Source organism: Pseudomonas sp. WOUb67, from assembly GCF_050058005.1.
Lineage (GTDB): Bacteria > Pseudomonadota > Gammaproteobacteria > Pseudomonadales > Pseudomonadaceae > Aquipseudomonas > Aquipseudomonas putida_R.
This window is the reverse complement of the sequence record NZ_CP170112.1, coordinates 3,300,303-3,324,782: the sequence shown is the minus strand read 5'-3', so window position 1 is coordinate 3,324,782 and position 24,480 is coordinate 3,300,303. Positions and strand designations below refer to the sequence as shown.

Sequence of the window (24,480 nt, the reverse complement as noted above, 5' to 3'; positions counted from 1 at the left end):
GGGTGAACCCGCTCCCACAGGTACCGTGCCGGTTTCAGGCTTGCGCTGCACCTGTAGGAGCGGCTTTAGCCGCGAACACCGGCAAAGCCGGTGCCATACACCGCGCTGGATGCTTCGCGGGTGAACCCGCTCCCACAGGTACCGTGCCGGTTTCAGGCTTACGCTGTACCTGTAGGAGCGGCTTTAGCCGCGAACACCGGCAAAGCCGGTGCCATACACCGCGCTGGATGCTTCGCGGGTGAACCCGCTCCCACAGGTACCGGGCCGGCTTCAGGCTTGCGCTGCACCTGTAGGAGCGGCTTTAGCCGCGAACACCGGCAAAGCCGGTGCCATACACCGCGCTGGATACTTCGCGGGTGAACCCGCTCCCACAGGTACCGGGCCGGTTTCAGGCTTGCGCTGCACCTGTGGGAGCGGCTTTAGCCGCGAACACCGGCGAAGCCGGTGCCATACACCGCGCTGGATTCTTCGCGGGTGAACCCGCTCCCACAGGTACCGGGCCGGCTTCAGGCTTGCGCTGCACCTGTAGGAGCGGCTTTAGCCGCGAACACCGGCAAAGCCGGTGCCATACACCGCGCTGGATACTTCGCGGGTGAACCCGCTCCCACAGGTACCGGGCCGGTTTCAGGCTTGCGCTGCACCTGTGGGAGCGGCTTTAGCCGCGAACACCGGCAAAGCCGGTGCCATACACCGCGCTGGATGCTTCGCGGGTGAACCCGCTCCCACAGGTACCGGGCCGGCTTCAGGCTTGCGCTGCACCTGTGGGAGCGGCTTTAGCCGCGAACACCGGCGAAGCCGGTGCCATACCCTGCGTTGGATTCTTCGCGGGTGAACCCGCTGCCACAGGACCAGCGCCAGCTTCAGGCTCACGGGCGAAGCCCGTGCCACCTTGCAGGGCTCAGAACCACTGCCCGAAGCGGCGGATGTAGAGGGTCTTCATCGCTTGCGCGACCACGCAATAACCCAGCAGCGTAGCAACCAGCCAAGGGAAGTATTCCCATGGCAACGGCACCAGGCCGACCATCGCGCCCACCGGCGAGAACGGGATGTAGATGCCCAATGCCATCACCAGTCCCGTTGCCAGCACCACCGGCAGCGCAGCGGTGCTCTGGAAGAACGGCACCTTGCGAGTACGCAGCATGTGTACCACCAAGGTCTGCGACAGCAACCCTTCGATGAACCAGCCAGACTGGAACAGCGCCTGCATCTCGACGCTGTTGGCAGCGAACACGTACCACATCAGGGCAAAGGTGGTGATGTCGAAGATCGACGACGTCGGGCCGATCCACAGCATGAAGCGGCCGATGTTGCGGGCATCCCATTTGCGTGGTTTGCTGAGGAACTCCTTGTCCATGCGGTCCCACGGCAGCGACAGCTGGGAGAAGTCGTACATCAGGTTCTGCAGCAGCAGGTGAATCGCCAGCATCGGCAGGAACGGAATGAACGCACTGGCCACCAAAACCGAGAACACATTGCCGAAGTTGGAACTGGCAGTCATGCACAGGTACTTCATGATGTTGCCGAAGGTTTCGCGGCCTTTGAGCACCCCCTCCTCCAGCACCATCAGGCTCTTTTCCAGCAGGATGATATCGGCCGACTCCTTGGCGATGTCGGTGCCGCTGTCCACCGAGATACCGACATCGGCATCGCGCAGGGCTGCGGCGTCGTTGATGCCGTCGCCGAGGAAGCCCACCGTGTGACCATTGGCCTGCAGGGCCTTGAGCACGCGTGATTTCTGCAGCGGGGTGAGCTTGGCAAAGACCGTGCGTTCCTCGACCTGAAGCTTCAGGGTGGTGTCGTCCATGCGCTCGATGTCCTGGCCGAGCAGTGGCAGGCCTGGCTCCAGGCCCACTTCACGGCAGACCTTGCAGGTAACCACCGGGTTGTCGCCGGTCAGCACCTTCACCCGCACGCCCATGTCGCGCAGGGCGGCGATGGCCGGGCCGGCAGTTTCCTTGGGTGGGTCGAGGAAGGTCAGGAAACCCTGGATGACCAGGTCGCGCTCATCGTCGGTGTGGTACTGCGCCTTGCCTTCGGCCGCCGGGATCTCGCGGGTGGCGACCACCAGCACACGGAAGCCGTCCTGGTTGTAGGCATCGGCGCTGGCCAGAAGCTGCTGGCGGCGGCGCGGGTCCAGGACAACGACGCTGTCGCCTTCCTGCACATGGGTGGCGATGGCGAGCATTTCCTCGACCGCACCCTTGCTGACCAGCAGGTGATCACCCAAGGCGTTCTTCACCACCACCGACAGGCGACGGCGGATGAAATCGAACGGCAGTTCATCGACTTTTGCATAGGCATAGGGCACCTGGAACTCACGGTCCTGACCCGCGAAATGCAGCACGGCCTGGTCCATCAGGTTGCGGATGCCGCTCTGGTGATGGCTGTTGAGCCAGGCCAGTTCAAGGATATGCCGGTCGCGCTGGCCGTCGGAGCGCACGTGGTGTTCGAGGATGATCCGGTCCTGGGTGAGCGTGCCGGTCTTGTCGGTGCACAGTACGTCCATGGAGCCCAGGTTCTGGATGGCGTTCAGGCGCTTGACCACCACCTTGCGCCGGGCCATGGCCACGGCGCCCTTGGCCAGGTTGGCGCTGACGATCATCGGCAGCATTTCCGGGGTCAGGCCCACTGCCACGGCAAGCGCGAAGAGGAAGGCATCACCCCAGTCGCCCTTGACCACACCGTTGATCATGAACACCACCGGCACCATCACCAGCATGAAGCGGATCAGCAGGCTGCTGACGCTGTTCACACCGCGGTCGAAGGCGGTCTGGCTGCGCGAGCCGGCAATGGCTTTGGCCAGCGAGCCGAAGTAGGTGCGCCGGCCGGTGGCGACCACCACGGCGCGGGCGCGGCCGCTGACCACGTTGGTGCCCATGAAGCAGATGTTCGGCAGCTCAAGCAGGTTGCCCTGGTCAGCGCCATGCCCGGTGGCAGACTTCTGCGCGACATTGCCCAAGGTGTCGTACTTCTCGACCGGCAGCGCTTCGCCGGTGAGCACTGCCTGACTGATGAACAGGTCGCGCGATTCGAGCAGGCGAATGTCGGCGGGGATCATGTCGCCTGCAGAAAGCTGCACGATGTCGCCGGCCACCAGTTCGTCCATGGGCACTTCGCGCAGGCGCGGGGCCTGCCCGACCTGCTCGCGGCGCAGTACGGTGGCGGTGGTGCGCACCATGGCCTTGAGCGCGTCGGCGGCCTTGTTCGAGCGGTATTCCTGCCAGAAGCGCAGCAGGCTGCTGAGGCTGACCATGGTCATGATGATGATGACCTTGGTCAGGTCGGCGTCGTCCGTTTCGCCGGCGCTGACCGGCAGCCAGTAGTCGGTGACGAAGCTGATCCCGGCCAGGGTCAGCAGTACATAGATGAACGGGTTGTGCAGGGCCTTGAGCAATTGCACCAGGGCGTGGGGTTGCGGGTCGTGGGCGACCTGGTTGGCCCCATCGCGCTCCAGGCGCTTGGCAGCCTCGTGCTCGGTCAGACCGTGTTCGCTGGCATCAAGGTTGGCGAGGGTAACGGCCAGGCCATTGCGCGCTTCACGGGCAGCGCGGGTAGATAGGCGGGTTTCACGTTCGGCCTTGGCCGATGAGGTGTTGCGGTGTTTGACAGTCATGTTGCTGTGCTCCTGCCGCTGCGGCGGCACGACACACAGACGTTTCACTCAGGCGGTGAACGAAGGCATGTCGGGTCGCAGAAAAATACTCGGGTTGTCCGACAGTTGTCTGTCCGCTGCCGAGGGTCGGAAGTTGTTTCGGCAGCGAACTTTCTACTCGCGCAATCCATGGTTTGATTCCTGTTGATAAATACCGGGCAATAGTTACCCGTGAACTTTTAATTTAAAAAGTTCGAGAGCAAAGATACCGTTCAATATCTTGTATTCAGCGAGAAGTCTGGCGGCTCAAGCGGGCATGAAGACACGCCAGCGGCCCGCATCTACTGGGGGGCTCCTGGCTGTCGTCAGGGTACCCATGCAGGCGGGGCGGCCGGGCACGGGCCTGCTGCGGCGCAAGGCAGGCGAGCAGGCGATGTGATACGAATGAAGTAAGGTTCATGAGCTTGCCTCCAACCGGCGGACACCGGCGGCGGCAAGTCACGGCGGAGCATCAGGCTCTGGCGCGGCTTGCCCGACCAGGGTGTCGGGACCGGTGTTCCGGTTCAAGTGCCTGACCGGGCCATACGGCGGCGGTCAGGCAGCGACTAGATACTGTGTCCATTGAATTCTTCAGTGAAGGGAAAAAAGGCCCTTTCTCGGGGCGATCGAACTTTATGCAAGCGTAGTATCGAAGTCAACCAGCAAGGGGAACTTTAAATAAGTTTCACCGTATTTTAATGTTTCCTCTTTCCTTCAGGCTTGCACTGCCCCTTGTAGGAGCGGCCTTGTGTCGCGATGGGCTGCAGAGCAGCCCCGGGATTTCAGCACAGAAACACAAATTGCCGGGGCTGCTTTGCAGCCCATCGCGACACAAGGCCGCTCCTACAGTTGACCGCGACAACCGGCCAGGTGCGGGCTCGTCGCCCGCCGGACCTCAAACCCTGAACCGGCCCACCAATGCCGTCATCTCGCCCACCAGCCCCGACATCGCCTTGCTCGCTTCGCTGGTCTGCTGCGCGCCCGTCGCCGAATTGATCGACAGCTCGCGGATGTTCAGCAGGTTGCGGTCCACTTCCCGCGCCACCTGAGCCTGCTCTTCGGCCGCACTGGCAATGACCAGGTTGCGCTCGTTGATTTCGCCGATCGCACTGTAGATACCTTCCAGCACCTGCCCGGAGGCCAGGGTCACGTCCAGGGTCGACTGGGCGCGGTTGGTGCTGGCCTGCATCGAAGCCACCGCCGCTTCGGTGCCCGCCTGTACGCGGCCGATCATCTGTTCGATTTCCTGGGTCGACTGTTGCGTGCGGTAGGCCAGCGTGCGCACTTCATCCGCCACCACCGCAAAGCCGCGCCCGGCCTCACCGGCACGGGCGGCCTCGATGGCAGCATTGAGCGCCAGCAGGTTGGTTTGCTCGGACACCGAGCGGATCACTTCCAGTACCTTGCCGATATCCCGCACCTGCCCGACCAGTTGCTCCAGGTGCGCACTGCTGGTCTGGATCTCGCGGGTCATGGCCTCGGTGCCATCGATGTTGTCGCTGACTTGCTGGCGGCTTTGCGCGGCCAGCTGGTTGGACTCGCTGGTGGTTTGCGACGTGGTGATGGCGTTGCGCGCAACCTCCTCCACGGCCGTGGTCATTTCGGTCACGGCGGTGGCTGCCTGCTCCAGCTCCTGCCCCTGCTGGCGGAGGTTGTTGGCGCTTTCTTCGGTGACCGCGTTCAACGCGGTAGCGGCTGCATCCAGCTGCCGGGCACAGTGGTTGATCTGCCCCAGGGTGTCACGCTGGCTCTGCTGCATACGCTGCAGTTCGTGGAACAGCTGGCCGATCTCGTTGTTGCCCTGCCCCTGCACCGGCACGCTGAGGTCGCCACCGGCAATACGCTGGAAATGCCGACCGGCTTCGCGCAGCGGGTGCAAAACACGCTGGGCAATGAAAGCCCAGCACAGCGCCGCCAGCACCAACGTCACCGCCAGCAGCCCCAGACTCAGCAGTTGGGCGCGGGCCAGACGCCGATCAGACTCAAGCATGATCTGCTGGCCACGCTCGCTCAGTGCGCCCACCAGTTGCTGACGCAACGCTTGCAACCGGCCCATGGCATTGCCGGCGTCGCTGTTGACCTTGAAGTACTGCTCCAGCGAGCGCTGGCGGGTTGCCTCACGCTGCCCGGCCACCGCCTTGGCGTATTCGGCAAAGGTAGCCTGCAGTTCGATTGCCAAGGGCCGAAGGGCTGGCTCACGCGCGTTTTCGACAAATTCGTCGACCAGCTTCTGGCTCTTGTCGTTCAGCTCGACCGACAGCGCCATGCGCTTGGCTGCACTCTCGTCATGGCCACCCAACTGCTCGATGAAGCCCGAGGACACATTGGCACTGGAACGAATTGCCATCAGCAACGCGTTGTTCAACCGGTCCGACTGGTGCGCGGTCTGGTCCAGTTCGGTGATCTGCTGGTCGCTGCCCACTGCTGCCCGCCAGGCGCTGATGGTGGAAAACAGCAGGGTCAGGCTGAACAACGACAGCACCCAGAACATTCCGGTACGTATCTTCAGGTTGGCAAGCATGCGGGCAGTACTCCTTTGTTGGCACCACTTCTGGTCGAGATTCGACGGTGGGTGTGCTGCTATCGGAGGTGCCGGCGCAGGCTTGAGGCGCAGGGAGGCGGTTATGGGCGGTAACCGAACAGATGTTGCCGGCCGCAGGCCTCGCCACGGCCTGCCTCAGCGGCCGAGGACGTCGACGACCGCCTCGGCGAACGCCTGTGGTTGGTCCAGCATGATGAAGTGGAAGCTGCCATCTATGCGCTTGAAGCTGATATGCGGTGTGCCGGCATAGGCGTTGGCGAACAATGCATCAACGCTGGCAGCGGGTATGCCAAACAACGGGTCATAGGCGTACACGACCTCCACCGGCGCCTGGATACGGGCCAGTTCCGGGCGCAGGTCGGTAGTCATCAGTTCATAGGTGGCGTCGGCTACAGCCTTGCGGTCTGAACGCAGCGCCGCCTCGACCAACGCAGGCCTGGCCTCAGCCGTCTTGGCCAGCCGGTCGATGGCGGTACGCTGCATCGCTTCGGCCTGGGCTGGCGGGGCCGCCAGCATTGCATCCCGGAATGCCGCAGCCTGCGGTGCAGCCGCTTCGGCGGTCGCCATGGGGTTGATCAGTAACGTGTAGAACGGCAGCGCGTCGACAACGATCAGCCGCCCTACCCGCTCGGGGTGGCGTGCGCCAAGCATCAGCGCGACCTCGCCGCCCAGCGAATGGCCAATGATGGCCGGCGCCTTCAGGTGCTGGCTGCGGATATAGTCTGCAACCGCCTCGGCCACCGGGGCGGCCACGCGCCCGTCCACAGGGGCCACAGCAGGCGGACCGGCAAAGCCTGCAACCTGCACCAGGTGCAGGCGATGCTGTTGGCGCAGTGTGCTGGCGAGCCCCGCCCAAACCTCACGGGATGAGGCCAGCCCGGGGATCAGGATGACGTCCGGCCCGGTGCCCTCGACCTTTACCGAAATACGTTCGTCAGCCACAGGCACTGGCTGGCTTGGCGCAGCCAATGCCGAGCCCAGCGACAAGCTGGTGCCGATTGCTGCAAGCAGGGTGCGTATGCGCATGGTCGCCATTCCTTTGACTTCAACGGAGAAAAGCCCGCCACTATAAGGCCCACGGCAACCCATGGGAAAACTATCGTTTGCAACCCGCTGTGCTGCACCGTTAAAGTCGGGGCCTGGGCGCCGGCTGCGCCTGCGGTCCGCGCGAAGGGGTTGCCCGAGCCATGCGTCACAACATTTCCACACCAGCTCCCGGCTTGTCGGCGGACCGAGCCCCAAAGGAGTTGGCATGCCCGCCATAAATGCTTCCCGCCACCACGGCCTGCTCGACCTGCCCGCCTTGCGCAAACGCGCCAAGCGCTTGCTGGCCGAACTGAAAAACCACCAAGCCGACGACGCCCGCGAGCAATTGCGCGCGCTTGGCCTTCCCGGCCCCGACTACCGGCTTGCCGATACCCAATGGCTGGTGGCCCGCGAGGCCGGCTTTTCCAGCTGGCCCAGGCTCAAGGCCCATGCCGACGCCGTGGCTTTCGCAGCACGCCACCCCGGGTTTTCCGCCGATGACGAGGCCAGCGCGCAGCACTGGCGCTGCGGTAACGACATCGCCCACAGCTTGCGCACCGCCGGGTTTGCCGGCGCCTTCCAGATGTTCGACGACCCCATGGTCATGGGGCCCGTACCGGCACTGCCCGATGAACAGTACTGGCAGGTGCGAAGCGCCTACGTGCAACAGGCGTTCAAGCTGAGCACCCACGACCTTGAGCAGCGCCAAACGGCGCAGCGCAAAGCACTGGCCGGGCTGAACCGCGACAGTGAAATTGTGCTGTGGTGCGAGGCCGACGCATACGACCAGCTGTTCCTGGTTCGCGTGCTGGCCAGCCTGCCCTGCCTGCCGCGTCGGCTGGAGCTGATCGAGATTGATCAGGTGCCCGGGATCGAGCGTTTCATCGGCATCGGGCAACTGGCCCCCGACCTGCTGGCCTGGCTGTGGCCGCAACGTCGCGCACTGGGTGAGGATGCACTGGCCCTGGCCCGCGAGGCATGGGCAGCCTACACCGCAGCGGATCCACAGGCCTGGGCCAGGCTGGCTGGCCGCCAGCACCCGGCCTTGCCGTTGCTGGGCTGGGCATTGGCGCGCCAGCTGCAGGAACTGCCGGGGGCGCAAGATGGATTGAGCCTCACCGAACGCCTGCTGCTGCGTGTGCTGGCTTCACGCGGCGAGCTAGCGGCCGGCCGCGTATTTGGCCAGTTGATGATGCAGGATGAACCCCTGCCCTACCTCGGTGACATGATGTTCCATGTGCTGCTGCAACCGTTGATCCATGCGCCACAGCCGTTGCTGCTGGAAGGCCCGGGCGAGGCCTGGGCGCAGCGACCGCTGCGGCTAACCCCGCTTGCCGAGCAGGTGATTGCAGGCAAGGCGCACTGGCTTGATCACAAGCCTGCACAGCGTTGGGTCGGCGGGGTGCGGGTGGATGCGGCTGACAGGCCTTGGGTAGTGACCGAACAAGGCGAGGTGTGGCGGCGTTGATGATTCCGTAGGGATAGCAAGTCCCTGTGGGAGCGGGTTTACCCGCGAAGAAGGCGACTCGGTGTATGGCACCGGCTATGCCGGTGTTCGCGGGTAAACCCGCTCCCACAGGGCCCCCATTCGGGCATACACCTTTATCTTATCCCGCGGCAATAGCCCTCCACGCCTGTGCCAAACGCTGCGTGGCCTGCCGGATCTCCTCCACATCCAGCGAAGCAAACCCCAGGCGCAAGGCATTCTCGGCATGCCCAAACGGCGAGAACTGCCGACCGCTGCGTACTACCAGGTCCAGCTCCAGCGCCTTGGCTACCAACTGGTCCACATTGATCGCGTCGGCAAACCGCACCCACAGCGCCAACCCGCCTTCCGGTTCCTGCACGGTAATCTGCTCGCCAAACGCATCGTGCAGGCAAGCCAGCAGGGTCTCCCGGCGCCGACGGTACTCGCGGTTGACCCGGCGCAAGTGCTTCTTCAGCTCACCATCGTTGATCAAGTCCGCCAGCATCCGTTGCATCACCGCATCGCCCTGCCCCAGGGTCAGCGTCGCCCTGCGCTCAAGCACTGCTGTCACCTCCACCGGCGCGACGATATAGCTGCACCGGAACGTGCTGCCCAGGGGCTTGGACAGTGTGCCGATGTAAATCACATGCCGCTGCTGGCGGTCGCTGGCCAAAGGCAGATAGGGCCGCCCGGAAAAGTGGTATTCGTAGTCGTAGTCCTCCTCGACCACGCAGAAGTCGTGCTGCCGCGCCAGCTCCAGCAACTGCTGTCGGCGCCCGGCTGGCAAGCTGACCGTGGTCGGAAACTGGTGATGGGGCGTGATGTACATCATCCGCACCTTGTGCTGCCGGCACAGGGCATCGATCTGGTCGACCCGGCAACCCTCATGGTCCAGGTCCACGGTCACCAGCCGGGCACCCAGCTGACGGAAAATCTCCCACGCCGGCGGATAGCTCAGGCGCTCGACCAGCACGGCATCCCCCGGCTTGAGCAACACGCTGGCCAACAGGGACAGCGACATCTGCACGCCCTGGGTCAGGCAGATATGCTCGGCGCCAACGTTCAGGCTGCGATTGTGCCTTAGCATGTCGGCCAGGGCGGCGCGCAGGTAGAGGCTGCTGCAATCGCTGCCATGGCGCACGCTGTTGCTGGTAAAGCTGCTGCGCAAAGCATTGCGGTAATAGCGATGCAGAACTGCCTGGGGCAACAGCCGGTGGTCACAGGCGCCGTTGTCGAAGAACAAGGCCCCTGGCCGCCCCTGCTGCGCTGCAGCCCGTTCGTTCGCCTCGAAGTAGGCAACGGCGGGCTCCTCGGGTAACGCCAGGGCGAAGGGGCCCGTGGTAGCAGGCTCGTTGGGTGTACCGGCCGCCAGCTGCTGGCTGACGAAAGTGCCCCGGCGCTGCACGCTCTGCAGCCAGCCTTTGGTCTCGGCTTCCTCGTAGGCGAGGATCACCGTCTTGCGGTTGACGTTCAGCAGTTGCGCCATCTCCCGCGTGCCCGGCAGCGGCGTGCCAGGGCGCAGGCGGCCCTCGCTGATCGCGGCCACCAGCCCCTCGACGATCTGCCGGTACGAAGCCTGCGCCCCATCAAGCTTGAGCAGCGGCTGCCACTTGCGAAGCTGGACCATGTGAATTATCCAAAACTGGAGGTTCTGCTGGTCCTGGACTATAGCAACAATCGAGCCTCCATTTGCCCCCGAGGTGTTCATGCAAAGCCGCCACGTCATCGAATTGTCGCCCTCGGGCAAAACCTTCGAAGCCAGCCAGGAGTTGCTGCTCGATGCCATGCTCGCCAGCGGCCTGCCGGTACCCTTCTCCTGCCGCCGAGGCGCCTGCGGGTCCTGCAAGGTGAAAGTAATGTCTGGGCAGTATCAGGACAAGCAACGGGATGCAGACACCCCCGCGCCCTCCTACCCCCTGGCCGCCGACGAGATGCTGCTGTGCCAGAGCCACGCCTGCGGTGACATGCGCCTGGAGATCCCTGGCTGGTCCCTGGACGCCCCGGCACTGGCGTTCCAGGCGCAGGTTCACAGCCAGCGCGAGCTGAGTGCAGATATCGTCGAGCTGGTGCTGCAACCGGCTCAACCGCTGGAAGTGCGGGCAGGCCAATACGTGAGGTTCCAGCTCGACAACGGTGACAGTCGCTGCTTCTCCATCGCCAACCTGCCCGTTCAGGACCAGGGCCAACTGGTGTTTCACATCCGCAAGGTCAGCGGCGGCGTGTTCACCGAAGGCCTGCTGCCCACCCTGCAAGCAGGTGCCGTACTGAACCTTGAGGGGCCGGTCGGCGCCTGCACCTGGCAGCATGAAGACCAACGCCCAGTGGTGCTGTTTGCCACCGGCACCGGTTACGCCGGCATCAAGCCCTTGTTGCTGACAGCCCTGGCCCGCGGTGCCGAGGTCAAGCTGTACTGGGGTGGTACGTCGACGGCGGACTTCTATGACCGAGCGTTTCTCGAGCAGGCCAGCCGCGAACACCCACACTTCTGCTGGCACCCGGTTCTTTCGGCGGAGGCACGCGTGCAGCAGGTGGCGCTGGGCCAGGCGCATCAGTGGGCCGATACCCAGGTCTATGCCTGCGGCAATGCCGCAATGATCAGCCAGGCCCGCGAACTGTGCCTTGCCGCCGGCGTGCAACCCCACCGCTTTGTCGCGGAGGCCTTTGTCGCCAGCGGCGCACTGGCGCCCCAGGCTGCAACCGCCAACACCCTGCACCCAGAGCTGGAAAAAGTCGGCCCGCGCTACTCGCTGGACGGCATGCTCGCTGCACGCGAGCAGTCAGTGCGCTCCGTGGCCGCGATCGCCAGCCAACTGCGCGTCGGCATGACCACCGCCCAGGCACTGGAGATGGCTGCGCAAACCTTGCAGGCAATGGGCGCGTCCCACACCTGGCATCCCACCTACATCCGCTTCGGCGACGACACCGTGCGTACACCGCGGCAAGGCATCGACCTGCAACGTGTATTACGTACTACGGATATTGTCGTGGTCGACGTCGGCCCGGTATGGGATGGCTACGAAGGCGACTATGGCGACACCTTCGTGTTTGGCCAGCGCGACCTGCACCACGCTTGCGTCAAGGCACTGCACGAAGTGTTCGACGAAACCCGCGAGGCCTGGGGCCGCGGGCTGACCGGGCGCGAGTTGTATGACTTCGCCGAGCGCAGTGCCCAGGCCAAAGGCTGGCAGCTGGAGCGCAACCTGGCCGGCCATCGCATCGCCGACTTCCCGCATGTGCTGTATGGGCAGGACAAACTGGCCGAGGTGGAAATCGTCCCGAGCGAGGTGGTGTGGGTGCTGGAAATACAGCTGTGCCACCCCACCGAGCCGGTCGGGGCGTTTTTCGAAGACATCCTGATCGGTGAAGGCAAGCCGGCCGTGGCCAGGGCGGCTTAACTGAGAAAAGGCAACAAATCGGTGCCCGGCTTTCAGCCTCGCGGCTGATTTTGCCGGGGCCGCTGTTCTTGCAGCACGGTCTGCTCCACCTGCTGCTCGAACCACTTCAGCACGGCTTGGCACGCGGGGTGGGCAACGCCGCTGTCCCGTAACCACAGGGCATATACACCCCCTGTCTTCAGCGCCTCGCCGAACGGCACCACCAGGTCGCCGCGCACCAGCGCATCGTGGGCCAGCATTCGGTCGGTCATGGCAATGCCCATGCCTCGGGTCGCAGCATCCAGTGCCAGGTCGTCAAGGTTGAACAACAGGTCCTGATACTTGTGCTCGGCTGGAACCTGTTGGGCCTTGAGCCACAGGTTCCATTCGTAGCGCGAAGTGGAGCCGTGGATCAGCGCATGGTCGACGAGCTCCGCCGCACACTTGGGCGGGGCGCGGCCTTCGCCCAGCACAGGGGCGCAGACCGGGATCAGGTACTCGTCGAACAGCGGCGTCAACGGGCGTTCGTCCAGGCCGCCCGGCAGGTACAGCACATACGCGTCGCAGTCGCCGCCGGTGTCTACCAGGTCGCCGCCGACCGTTTCAATCGACAGGGTCAGGCCTGGGTTTAGCGCGTAGAACGAGGTAAGCCGCGGCAACAGCCAGCGTACTGCCAGCGACACGAACATGCGCACGCGGAACGGCCGGTCCAGTGGCGTCGGTGCCAGCTTTTCCTCCAGCGTGCGGAGGGTTTGCAGCATGCCCTTTGCCACCCCGTACACCTCGCGCCCATGGGCGGTCAGCGCGACCTTGCGGCTGGTGCGGTCGAACAACGTGGTCTGGAAATGCTCCTCCAGTTGCTGGATCTGCCGGCTGATGGCGCTTTGGGTCAGGTGCAACTGGCGTGCAGCCTCGGTGAAGTTGCTGGTGTCGGCTACCCGGACCAGGGCCTGCAACGCCTGGAGCGATGGCACACGAAGGTTCTTATCCATGCAAATTCCGAATGGATGAATGAATTATTAGCGTTAGAAATTGCGCTTTGGTCCTCGTAGATTGGAGCCAAGACGCGCTTTCGCGGGCAATAGCCAATAACGCCTGTGCATCGATACTGAAGGAGTGACACGCAATGAACAACCACTGTGGCTGGATTGCGCTGGCCGGTGAAGCACCGCAGCGGCCGCGCCTGCAAGGCACCCACAAGGCCGATTGGCTGATCATCGGCGGCGGCATTACCGGCCTATCCGCAGCCCACGCCCTGGCCCGCCGTTTTCCGTCGCAGCGGATCGTGCTGCTGGAGCGCCAGCGGGTTGCCCAGGGCGCCTCGGCGCGCAACTCTGGCTTCGTGGTCAGCCATGAATTGCCAGGTGCTGGCGAACTGATCGGTACAGCAGGTTTTTCCGCCTATCAGGTCGCCTCGCGGATCGGTGTCGCGGCAGGAAATGAAGTGCGCCAGCAAATCCAGGCGCTGGCTATCGACTGCGAGTTCAGCGACCACGGCTACCACTTCGCGGTACACGAGCCTGCCCATTTGCAGCAGGCCGAGCAGGCACTGGAAACCCTGCGTGCAGTGGGTGCCCAGGCAAGCTACCACGAGGGTGAAGCGCTGCAACGGCGCCTCGGTACCGCGTTCTATTCACGCGCCATCCATTGTGCGGGCGGCAACGGCCTGATGCAGCCGGCGCGCTACGTCAAAGGGCTGGCTGACGGCCTGCCAGAACAGGTGCAAGTGTTCGAGCAAAGCGCTGTGACCGACTTGCGCCGTCGCCCTGGCGAGGGCTGGACTGCCCGCACCGAGGCTGGCGAGGTCGAGGCCCGGCAGGTACTGGCCTGTGTCGGTGCGTTCCTGCCCAGGGTCGGGCTCAAGCGCAGCGGCACTTTCCCGCTGGAGCTGAGTGCAAGCATCACCCGCCCGCTGACCGGCGCGCACTGGCAGCAACTGTTCGACGAACAGGGCTGGGGCGTGCTGTCTACCTTGCCGGGCGGCTGCACCCTGCGCCTGCTGCCGGGGCGCCGCCTGCTGATCCGCAACACCGTGGAATACCGCCACCACGACATCGACAACCGTGGCCTGGCCGTACGCCAGGGTGCACACCTGCAGGGGTTGCAGAAGCGCTTCCCCGGCATCACCGCGCAAGATCTGCAATACACCTGGACCGGCCACCTCAGCGGCACCCGCACGGGCGAGCCGTACTTCGCCCGGGTCGCGGACGGCCTGCATGCCGTTGCCGGCTGCAATGGGTCCGGCGTTGCCCGCGGCACCCTGTGGGGTCGCCTGCTGGTCGAAATGGCACTTGGCATCGACTCGCCCTTGCTCGGCGACGTACTGGCCCAGGCCAGCCCTGGCTACCTGCCGCCCCGCCCGTTCTTCGACCTGGGCGCCAAGGTGCGCATGGCCTGGGAAGTACGCCGCGCGCGGCTGGAACGCTGACTTTCATTTACCTCGCAAACAAAAACAAGAGCGCTATCCCATGATCAAGCACACTTGCGTGGCCCTGTTGTCCTCAGCATTGCTGGCTGCGGCAGTGCAGGCCGAAGAACGGGTCAACATTGCCAACTGGAGCGGCTACATCGCCGACGACACCCTGGCCGAATTCACCCGGCGCACGGGCATCCAGACCACCTACGACCTGATCGACAGCAATGAGACCACCGAAGCCAAGCTGATGACCGGCAACAGTGGCTACGACCTGGTAAGCCCGTCCAACCACTTCCTGCCGCGACTGATCAAGGCCGGCGCCATCGAAGAGCTGGACCGCAGCAAGCTGCCCGCCTGGCACAACCTCGATCCGAAGCTGATGAAGATTCTGGAGGCGAGCGACCCGGGCAACCGCTATGCGATCCCGTATATGTGGGTAACCACCGGCATCGGCTACAACGCCGACAAGATCAAGGCCATCTTCGGCAGCACCGAGGTGACGCAATCCTGGAGCCTGCTGTTCAAGCCGGAGAACATCCAGAAGCTGAGCCAGTGCGGCGTGGCGTTCCTCGACAACCCGACGCAGATCATCTCGATCACGCTCAGGACCCTGGGCCTGGACCCGCACAGCGAGAAGCCAGAGGACCTGAAGAAAGCCGAGGCGGCCTTGCTGGCAGTGCGGCCCTATATCAGCTATTTCCACCAGTCCAAGTACGTCAGCGACCTGGCCAATGGCAACATCTGCGTAGCCATCGGCTTCAGCGGCGACGTGCTGCAAGCCATGGGTAGCGCACAGCAAGCGGGCAACGGGGTGAACGTGGGCTACAGCATTCCGCGCGAGGGCTCGACGGTGGCGGTGGACATGGTGGTGATGCCCAAGGGGGCACCGCATCGGGACAACGGGTATGCGTACCTGAACTACCTGCTGGAGCCGAAGGTCATCGCCAACATCAGCAATACGGTCAAGTACCCCAACGGCAATGCGGCGGCGCTGGCGTACATCACGCCTGAGCTGCGCGACAACCCGGCGGTTTACCCGCCTGAATCGGTACTCGATACGTTGTTCCCGATCAAGACCTTGTCGCCGGCGGGGATGCGCGCGAGCACCCGGCTGTGGACCCGAGTGACCAGCGGGAAGTGACGTAACAGGCACAACCCTTTCAGCCCCTGCATGGTGTGCAGCAATTCAGTTGCGCGCAGGGGCATGGCGGGTCTGTTCGGTAACGTACAGACGCTGCCAGGGCAACCGCCGCAGACTGAATGCTGGAAGGCCAGATCGGCAACCCGGCACACCATGGACAACCCTTGGCTTCTCGCACGCAGCTACCTTCGACGCCTGTACGCCCAAGCGGGGCGCTGGCGTTCGCCCCGGCATACCTTCACCTATGAAAGCCTGCTGCGCTCGGAGCTGTACAACGCCGACCAGATGGCCGAGCACGGCTTGCGGCTGGCCCAACAGCACCGCTTGAGCGAGCGACCGGCCAACGACGCCCTGCTTGACCGCCTGGCCGACAACGAGCGCATGCTCTCTACCAGTTGCACCGCCCTCGCCGCCGCCCTGCCCGGCTCCCGCCCGGCGTTACCGGCCGCGCAGTGGTTGCTCGACAACTTTTACCTGGTCGAAACCCACATCCGCATTGCCAAGCACGACCTGCCGGCCAACTACAGCCTGCAGTTGCCGCAGCTGGACAACGGCCCCTCGACCGGCCTGCCGCGTGTCTATGACATTGCCCTGGAGACCATTTCCCACGGTGACGGGCGCATCGACGCCGAGAGCTTCAGCCGTTTCGTCGAGGCTTATCAGCAGGCCTCTACCCTGACCTTGGGCGAGCTGTGGGCCATCCCCATCATGCTGCGCCTGGCCCTGATAGAAAACCTGCGCCGTGTGGCGGCGCGGGTCATGGCCAACTGGGCGGACCGCGACCTGGCCAATGTCTGGGCCGACCAGCTTGGCGAAACCGCCGAGCGCGACGCCAAGAGCGTGGTCCTGGTGGTTGCCGACATGGCCCGCTCGCAACCGCCGATGACCGCCGCCTTCGTCGCCGAGCTGGCCCGGCGGCTGCAAGGCCACAGCGCTTCGCTGACCCAGCCGCTGCTGTGGGTGGAGCAGATGCTGAGCGAGTCGGCGCGCAGCATCGAGCGCCATGTGCAGCTTGATGCCCAGCAACAGGCCATCGACCAGGTGTCCATCAGCAACAGCATCGGCAGCCTGCGCCTGCTGTCGACCATCGACTGGAAGGTGTTCGTCGAGCACCTTAGCCTGGTCGAACAGACCCTACGCAGCGACCCGGCCGCCATTTACCCCGCCATGGACTTCACCAGCCGTGACTATTACCGGCACAGCGTGGAGCGGCTTGCGCGCCACAGTAAATTCAGCGAACCAGCCGTGGCACGCACGGCCATCGAGCTGGCCCAAACGGCAGGCGCCGCGCCGGGTGAGCCGGCCGAGCACGTGGGCTTCTACCTGGCGGGGGCCGGCCTGCCGTTGCTGGAGCAGCACCTGGCCGCGCGGGTGCCGCTGGCCGAGCGTTGGCAACGCCTGCTGCACCGGGCACCGCTGACGTTCTACCTGCTGCCAGTGACACTGCTGTCGTGCCTGCTGGCCTGGGGCTTCATACGCGCCATTGGCCTGGAGGGCTGGCCTTTGGCGGTGCTGGCGGCCATGGCCCTGCCGGTTCTGCTGAGCACCAGCCGCCTGGCCATCGGCCTGGTGAACTGGCTGGTGACCTTGACCGTCAAGCCCTCCTTCCTGCCACGGCTGGACTACACGGCCGGTATTCCCGCAGACGCCCGCACACTGGTGGTGGTGCCCACCCTGCTGGCCAACGCCGGTGATGTCGAAGAACTGGTCGAAGGGCTGGAAGTACGCTTCCTGGCCAACCGTGACGAGCACCTGCACTTTGCCCTGCTCAGCGACTTCATGGATGCCCGTGAACAAAGCCTGCCCGAAGACGAGGCACTGCTCGACCTGGCCAGCGAAGGGATCCGGGGCCTCAACCACAAGTACCCAAGCCCTGCCGGTGCGCGCTTTTTCCTGTTTCACCGGCCACGCATATGGAACGCCGCCGAGGGCTGCTGGATGGGCCGTGAGCGCAAGCGCGGCAAGCTTGCCGAATTGAACGCGGTGTTGCGCGGCCACGGCCACGGGTGCTTCATGCGTATTGTCGGCGACCTGCAAGCACTCGGCCACGTGCGCTACGTGATCACCCTGGACACCGACACCCAATTGCCGCGCGGCGCCGCCCAGCAATTCATCGGTGCCATGCAGCACCCACTAAACCGCCCACGGTTCGACGCGCGCACCGGACGCATCCATGCAGGCTACGCCATCCTGCAACCACGGGTGGGCATCAGCCTGCCCAGCGTGTCACGCTCGCGCTATGCACGCCTGTTTGGCAGCGATGCCGGTGTCGACCCCTATACACGGGCGGTTTCAGACGTTTATCAGGACCTGTTTCTCAGCGGCTCCTTCATTGGCAAAGGCATCTATGCGGTGGACGCCTTCGAGCAGTCACTGGAGGGCCGGTTTGCCGACAACCGTGTACTCAGCCATGACCTGATCGAAGGCTGCTACGCGCACTCGGGCCTGCTCAGCGATGTGCAACTGTTCGAAACCTACCCCGCCCGCTACAGCGCCGACAGCAAGCGCCGACACCGCTGGATACGCGGCGACTGGCAACTGCTGCCGTGGCTGGTGCCCGGGCTGCACACCGGCACCCAAGGCCTGGTGCAAAGCCCGCTCAGTGCCTTGTCGCGCTGGAAGATTTTCGACAACCTGCGCCGCAGCCTGGAGCCGGCGGCACTGCTGGCCCTGCTGCTGTGGGGGTGGCTGGCCAGTGCCGCGCCGCTCACCTGGACGCTGGCCCTGCTGGCCTTGCTGCTGACCCGCCCAGTGCTGGATTCGCTGCTCGAGGTGCTGGGCAAGCCCACCGATGTACCGGTGCACGCCCACCTGCTGGCAGCCTTACGGACCTCGGGCACCTTTTTCTTGCGTGCCGGCCTTTCACTGGCCTGGTTACCCTTCGAAACCTGCTACAGCCTGGACGCCATCTTCCGCACCTTGTGGCGGCTGGCCGTCAGCAAACAACGCCTGCTGCAATGGAACCCCTCACGCGAGGACGAACGCAGCAGCGCAGATACCCTGCAGGCGGTGTACCGCGAGCAATGGGGGCAGCCGGCTTTGGTGGCCCTGCTGACCGGTGCCTTGGCGATGCAGCCGGCTGTACTGCTGATTGCCTCGCCGGTCCTTGTGTTGTGGCTGCTCGGCCCTGCGCTGGCCTGGTGGCTCAGCCGCCCGAGTGACCTGACCGCGCTCATGCCCGGTGCCGAAGACCTGGTCTTCCTGCATCGGCTCGCCCGCGCCAACTGGGCCTTCTTCGACAATTACGTCGGCCCTGACGATAACTGGCTGCCACCCGACAACATCCAGATGCCGCCCTTCGCCAGCATCGCCCACCGTACCTCACCGACCAACATGGGCATGGCCCTGCTCTCGCACCTCGCGGCCCATGACTTCGGCTACCTCAGTGCGGGTCGCCTGTTCGAGCGCCTGGCCTGCATGCTCGACAGCATGGCCCGCCTGGAACGCTTCAAAGGGCACTTCTACAACTGGTACGACACCCAGACCCTCAAGCCGCTGTCACCGCTGTATATCTCCAGCGTGGACAGCGGCAACCTGGCCGCCCTGCTGTTGACGCTCAGGCCCGGCCTGCTGGAAATGGCCGACACGCCCCTGCTTGACCGGCGACTGACCCAGGGGTTGCTCGACACCTTCGACACGCTGCTGGACGCCTATGCCCGCACAAGCGCCGATGCCCAGCCGATCACGGCCCTGCGCGAGCAGGTGTGGCACGCCCATGAGCAGGTGGGCAACGTATCCGCCACGCTGCTGCCGATGTTGCGGGATCAGTTGCAGGCGCTGATCACGCAACCGGCTACCTTGGCGCCCGGCACAGAAGCTGCTGACGACTGTGCGTTCTGGCTGAACGCCCTGCATGCGCAATGCCTGGACCTGAGCGCCGAACTGCAGCAGCTGCAATTACCCCCTGGCAACGATCAGCCCGCCCAAGCCCCGCTGACCTGGCGCCAGCTGGCACAGCTCGACGCAGACCAGTGGCCGCCCGCCGAGCGCCTGGCGGTGGCCAACGTCAGGGCGGTTGCCCGCCAGCGCATCGCACAGGCACACGCCCTGGCCAGCCATATCGAGGACCTGGCCAGCATGGACTTCACCCTCCTGTACGACAGCCACCGCGACCTGTTCGCCATCGGCTACAACGCCGACGAACACCGCCTGGACGCCGCGTTCTACGACCTGCTGGCATCGGAGATGCGCCTGACCAACTTCGTCGTCATCGCCCAGGGCCAGGTGCCCCAGGCCAGCTGGTTTGCCCTCGGCCGGCTGCTCACCAGCAATGCCGGCGAGCCTGTGTTGTTGTCCTGGTCCGGCTCTATGTTCGAATACCTGATGCCGCTGCTGGTGATGCCGAACTACGAGGGTACCCTGCTCGACCAGACCTGCCATGCCGCCGTCAAACGGCAGATCGAACACGGCAAGCTGTCGGGCTTGCCCTGGGGGGTCTCGGAGTCGGCCTACAACGCGCTAGACGCGCATTTCAACTATCAGTACCGGGCGTTTGGCGTCCCGGGGCTTGGCCTGAAGCGCGGCCTGGGTGAAGAGCGCGTGGTGGCACCGTATGCCAGCGCACTGGCCTTGATGGTGGCGCCCGCTGCCGCCTGTCACAACCTGCAGCGTCTGGCCACTCTCGGCCTGGCTGGCCGCTTCGGGCTCTACGAGGCGGTGGACTACACCGAGGCACGCCTGCCGCCCGGGCAGGACGCCGTGGTGGTCCGTTCCTTCATGGCCCACCATCAGGGCATGAGTTTCCTGGCCCTGACCGCATTGCTGCTGAACAAGCCCATGCAACGGCGCTTCAGCTGCGACCCACAGTTCCAGGCCAGCATGCTGCTGCTTCAGGAGCGCGTGCCGAAAACCGCCGCACCTTACCTGCATACCCTCCAGGCCCCGGCCGTGGAGGCCGTCGAACGCACCCACGAAACACGGCTGCGGGTGTTCAGCGAGCCAAACCGGCGCCACCCGGCCGTGCAACTGCTGTCCAACGGCCGTTATCACGTCATGGTCAACCATGTGGGCAGTGGCTACAGCCAGCGCAACACGCTGGCGGTGACCCGCTGGCGCGAAGACGCAAGCTGCGACGACCTGGGCAGCTTCTGCTACCTGCGCGATGTCGCCAGCGGCGCCTACTGGTCCACCACCTACCAGCCGACCCGGCACCGCACGAAAAACCAGGAAGCGATCTTCAGCGACGGCCGTGCAGAGTTTCGCGTGCGCGAGCGCGACTTCGACTGCCATACCGAAATTGCCGTGTCGCCCGAAGACGACATCGAACTGCGGCGCCTGCACCTGACCAACCATGGCGACCAGCCCCGTACCCTGGAGCTGACCAGCTACGCCGAAGTGGTGTTGGCACCGGCCTTGAGCGATGCCCTGCACCCGGCCTTCAGCAAGCTGTTTATCCAGACCGAACTGATCCGCCCGCTACAGGCCATTCTGTGCACGCGGCGGCCACGCTCGCAGCAGGACGCCGTACCGTGGATGTGCCACGTGCTCGCTGTGCACGGGGCCGACATCGAGGCGCTGTCCTACGAAACCGACCGTGCCCGCTTCATCGGCCGAGGGCGCACCCTGGCGCGGCCGGCGGCCATGGACCGGGACAACGAGGCGTTGTCCGACAGCGCAGGTGCCGTGCTGGACCCGATCGTGGCCATTCGCTGCCGCATCACCCTGATGCCCGGCCATGCAACCACGGTCGACCTGGTCACAGGCGTTGCCGACAGCCGCGACGCATGCCTGCAGCAAGTGGCCAAGTACCGCGACCGGCACCTGGCCGACCGGGTGTTCGACCTCGCCTGGCCGCACAGCCAGGTGCTGCTGCACCAGCTCAATGGTTCGCTGGCCGACGCCCGTCTGTTCGAGCAGATGGCTGCCTCGGTGCTCTACCCCAATGCCAGCCTGCGAGCCAGCGCGGCGCTGCTGGGCAGCAACCGGCGCAACCAGTCCGGCCTGTGGGGCCAGGGGTTGTCAGGTGACCTGCCGATCGTGCTGGTACAGATCGCTGACCCGGCCAACATCCACCTGGTCAAGCAGATGGTGCTGGCCCATGCCTACTGGCGCCAGAAGGGGCTGGCCCTTGACCTGGTGATCTGGAACGAAGACCAGGCCGGTTATCGCCAGCAACTGCAGGAGCTGATCATGGGCATCGTCGCCTCCGGCAGCGAAGCGGCCCTGCTCGACCGCCCGGGCGGCATCTTTGTAAGGCCTGCGCAGCAACTGTCTGCCGAGGACCGGCTGCTGACCTTGTCGGTAGCGCGGCTGGTGCTCAACGACAGCCTCGGCACGCTGGCCGAACAGCTGCACCTGCGCCGCCAGCCACCGGCCCCCCCGCCACCCCAGGCCAACCCGGCCAGGCGCCGGCCCGCAGTTGCCAGCCGTTTGCCAACAGGGCAACCGGCGCTGATGCTGGGCAACGCCCATGGCGGGTTCAGTGCCGACGGCCGCGAATACGTCATCCCGCTGATACCCGGCACACCGCCACCGGCGCCGTGGGTCAACATCCTGGCCAACCCACATTTCGGCTGCGTGGTTTCCGAGGCCGGCAGCGCGTACACCTGGTACGAGAACGCCCACGAGTACCGCTTGACGCCCTGGCACAACGACCCGGTCATCGACCCCAGCGGCGAAGCCTTCTACCTGCGCGACGAGGACAGCGGCGAGTACTGGTCACCGACCCCGCAACCCTGCCCGGGCCCTGGCCGTTACCGCACCCGCCATGGCTTTGGCTACAGCGTGTTCGAATATGCCGATGACGACCTGCGCAGCGAACTGTGGGTGTATGTGGCGCTGGAAGCCCCGGTCAAGTTCAGCCGGCTCACACTGCACAACACCTCGGCGCGGGTACGCCGGTTGTCGGTAACCTGCTTCGTCGAGTGGGTGTTGGGCGATCTGCCCAGCAAAACCGCCATGCACGTGGTCAGCGACACCGACCCGGTGAGCGGCGCGCTGTTTGCCCGCAACAGCTACGCCGTGGAATTTTCAACGCAGGTGGCGTTTCTCGATTGCGACCTGCCGTTGCAGGGCCAAACCTGTGACCGCGGCGAATTCCTCGGGCGCAACGGCGATTACCAGGCGCCCTTGGGCATGCGCCAGGCACGGCTGTCGGGGCGTACCGGCGCAGGCCTGGACCCGTGCGCAGCACTGCAAGTGGCGCTGCAACTGGAGCCCGGCGAAAGCCGCGAAGTGGTGTTTCGCCTGGGCGCCGCCCGGGACGCCACCGCCGCCACCCGCTGCGTCCTGCAATACCGGGGCCTGCAGGCCGCCATGGACGAGCTCGACAAGGTCAACAGCTACTGGCGCCGCACGCTCGATACCGTGCAGATCGAAACGCCAGAACCTGCACTGGACGTGCTGGCCAACGGCTGGTTGATGTACCAGGTGATCGCTTGCCGGTTCTGGGCGCGCAGCGGTTTCTACCAGTCCGGCGGAGCCATCGGTTTTCGCGACCAGCTGCAAGACAGCATGGCCATGGTCCATGCTGCCCCCGCTGCGGCGCGCCAACACCTGCTGGCCTGTGCTGCGCATCAGTATGCCGAAGGCGATGTGCAGCACTGGTGGCACCCACCGCTGCAGCGCGGGGTGCGTACCCGCTGCTCGGACGACCTGCTGTGGCTGCCGCTGGCCGCCAGCCGCTACGTGGAGGTCACCGGGGACTACGCCGTACTTGATGAGCCGGTCGGCTATCTGGAAGGGCGCCTGCTCAATCCCGGTGAAGAGTCCTACTACGACCTGCCCGCCCAGTCGCCCCTGACCGAGAGCCTGTACCAGCATTGTCAGCGAGCCCTCGCCCACGCCCTGCAGTGCGGCGCCCACGGCCTGCCGTTGATGGGCAGCGGCGACTGGAACGACGGCATGAACAGGGTCGGCGAACAAGGGCAAGGCGAAAGTGTGTGGCTAGGCTTCTTCGGCCACGAGGTGCTGCGGGCATTCAGCTGCGTGGCCCTGCGCCAGGGCGACAGCGCCTTTGCGCTGCGTTGCACCACCCGGGCCGCCGCACTCGCCGAACAACTGGAAGCGCACGCCTGGGACGGCGGCTGGTATCGCCGCGCCTGGTTCGACGATGGCCAGGTACTGGGGTCGGCGAGCAACCAGGAATGCCGGATCGACTCACTGGCGCAAAGCTGGGCGGTGCTGTCGGGTGTCGCTTCGCCCGAACGTGCCCGCCTGGCCATGGCGGCGCTGGACAGCCACCTGGTACGCCGCGACATCGGCATCGTCAAACTGCTCGACCCACCCTTCGACCAGGGCCAGCTAGACCCTGGCTACATCAAGGGCTACCTGCCGGGCGTGCGTGAAAACGGTGGGCAGTACACCCATGCGGCCATCTGGGCGAGCATGGCCTACGCGCACCTGAGCGACGCCGACAAGGCCTGGGAGCTGCTGCGCCTGATCAACCCGGTGCGCCAGGGCTGCGACGCGCTGATCGATACCTACAAGGTCGAACCTTATGTGATGGCCGCCGATGTCTATGCGCTTGCGCCCCACGCCGGGCGCGGTGGCTGGAGCTGGTACACCGGTTCTGCCGGCTGGATGTACCGCTTGATCGTCGAAAGCCTGCTGGGCCTGCAACGCAGTGGCGACACCCTGCGCCTGCAGCCGCTGTTGCCGGCAGGCTGGCCGGGGTATGTCCTGCATTACCGCTTTGGTAGCGCCCGTTACCGCATCGAAGTCCGCAACAGCGACCGCAACGAGCTGACCCTGAGCCTGGACGGCGAACGGCTGGCCGAAGCCAAGCTTCAGCTGAAGGATGACGGGCGCGAGCACGACGTCATCGCCCAGTGCGGGGTGGCTTCTTGCCGACCCACTGAACCGTTGGGCGCGCCGGGGCTGCGCTGACGGAAGCCTGAGCCCCGCTAGGCTAGTCTTGTTCCGACAGCCGCTTGCGTCGATGG

10 protein-coding genes are annotated in these 24,480 nt (G+C 65.1%); 5 read left to right on the top strand and 5 right to left on the bottom strand.

The window, feature by feature from the left end:
- Positions 1 to 898: 898 nt before the first annotated feature.
- The 3 genes from mgtA to ABOC32_RS14840 all read right to left on the bottom strand — a co-directional run bounded on the left by mgtA (position 899) and on the right by ABOC32_RS14840 (position 7,199).
- Positions 899 to 3,613 carry a magnesium-translocating P-type ATPase gene (gene mgtA / locus ABOC32_RS14850; RefSeq protein WP_426807724.1) on the bottom strand — a complete coding sequence of 905 codons (2,715 nt, stop codon included), beginning with the start codon at positions 3,611 to 3,613 and terminating at the stop codon, positions 899 to 901.
- A 913-nt stretch (positions 3,614 to 4,526) separates the two neighbouring features.
- Positions 4,527 to 6,152 (bottom strand): methyl-accepting chemotaxis protein, encoded by a 1,626-nt coding sequence (locus ABOC32_RS14845; protein ID WP_426807723.1) that lies wholly within the window; start codon positions 6,150 to 6,152, stop codon positions 4,527 to 4,529.
- Between the two features lie 156 nt (positions 6,153 to 6,308).
- Positions 6,309 to 7,199: an alpha/beta fold hydrolase gene (locus ABOC32_RS14840; protein WP_426807722.1), complete on the bottom strand. Its 891-nt coding sequence runs from the start codon at positions 7,197 to 7,199 to the stop codon at positions 6,309 to 6,311.
- Positions 7,200 to 7,425: 226 nt separating this feature from the next.
- Here ABOC32_RS14840 and ABOC32_RS14835 point away from each other — a divergent pair, with 226 nt between their 5' ends.
- The gene (locus tag ABOC32_RS14835; RefSeq protein ID WP_426807721.1) at positions 7,426 to 8,667 is read left to right on the top strand and encodes a DUF1835 domain-containing protein; all 1,242 of its coding nucleotides are present in this window, start codon (positions 7,426 to 7,428) and stop codon (positions 8,665 to 8,667) included.
- 139 nt (positions 8,668 to 8,806) lie between these two features.
- Here ABOC32_RS14835 and ABOC32_RS14830 read toward each other — a convergent pair whose 3' ends face one another.
- Positions 8,807 to 10,294 carry a PLP-dependent aminotransferase family protein gene (locus tag ABOC32_RS14830; protein WP_426807720.1) on the bottom strand — a complete coding sequence of 496 codons (1,488 nt, stop codon included), beginning with the start codon at positions 10,292 to 10,294 and terminating at the stop codon, positions 8,807 to 8,809.
- Between the two features lie 79 nt (positions 10,295 to 10,373).
- On the opposite strand from ABOC32_RS14830, the gene ABOC32_RS14825 reads away from it, so the two are divergent.
- Positions 10,374 to 12,062 carry a M24 family metallopeptidase gene (locus tag ABOC32_RS14825; RefSeq protein WP_426807719.1) on the top strand — a complete coding sequence of 563 codons (1,689 nt, stop codon included), beginning with the start codon at positions 10,374 to 10,376 and terminating at the stop codon, positions 12,060 to 12,062.
- 32 nt (positions 12,063 to 12,094) lie between these two features.
- Here ABOC32_RS14825 and ABOC32_RS14820 read toward each other — a convergent pair whose 3' ends face one another.
- On the bottom strand, positions 12,095 to 13,033 hold the full coding sequence (locus tag ABOC32_RS14820) for a LysR substrate-binding domain-containing protein (RefSeq protein WP_426807718.1): 939 nt from the start codon (positions 13,031 to 13,033) through the stop codon (positions 12,095 to 12,097).
- Between the two features lie 134 nt (positions 13,034 to 13,167).
- On the opposite strand from ABOC32_RS14820, the gene ABOC32_RS14815 reads away from it, so the two are divergent.
- The 3 genes from ABOC32_RS14815 (at position 13,168) to ABOC32_RS14805 (ending at position 24,424) form a co-directional block, all read left to right on the top strand.
- Complete coding sequence (locus ABOC32_RS14815; protein ID WP_426807717.1) at positions 13,168 to 14,469, top strand: NAD(P)/FAD-dependent oxidoreductase; 1,302 nt, start codon at positions 13,168 to 13,170, stop codon at positions 14,467 to 14,469.
- A 40-nt stretch (positions 14,470 to 14,509) separates the two neighbouring features.
- On the top strand, positions 14,510 to 15,598 hold the full coding sequence (locus tag ABOC32_RS14810) for a polyamine ABC transporter substrate-binding protein (protein ID WP_426807716.1): 1,089 nt from the start codon (positions 14,510 to 14,512) through the stop codon (positions 15,596 to 15,598).
- Between the two features lie 153 nt (positions 15,599 to 15,751).
- The gene (locus tag ABOC32_RS14805) at positions 15,752 to 24,424 is read left to right on the top strand and encodes a GH36-type glycosyl hydrolase domain-containing protein (protein WP_426807715.1); all 8,673 of its coding nucleotides are present in this window, start codon (positions 15,752 to 15,754) and stop codon (positions 24,422 to 24,424) included.
- Positions 24,425 to 24,480: the final 56 nt, after the last annotated feature.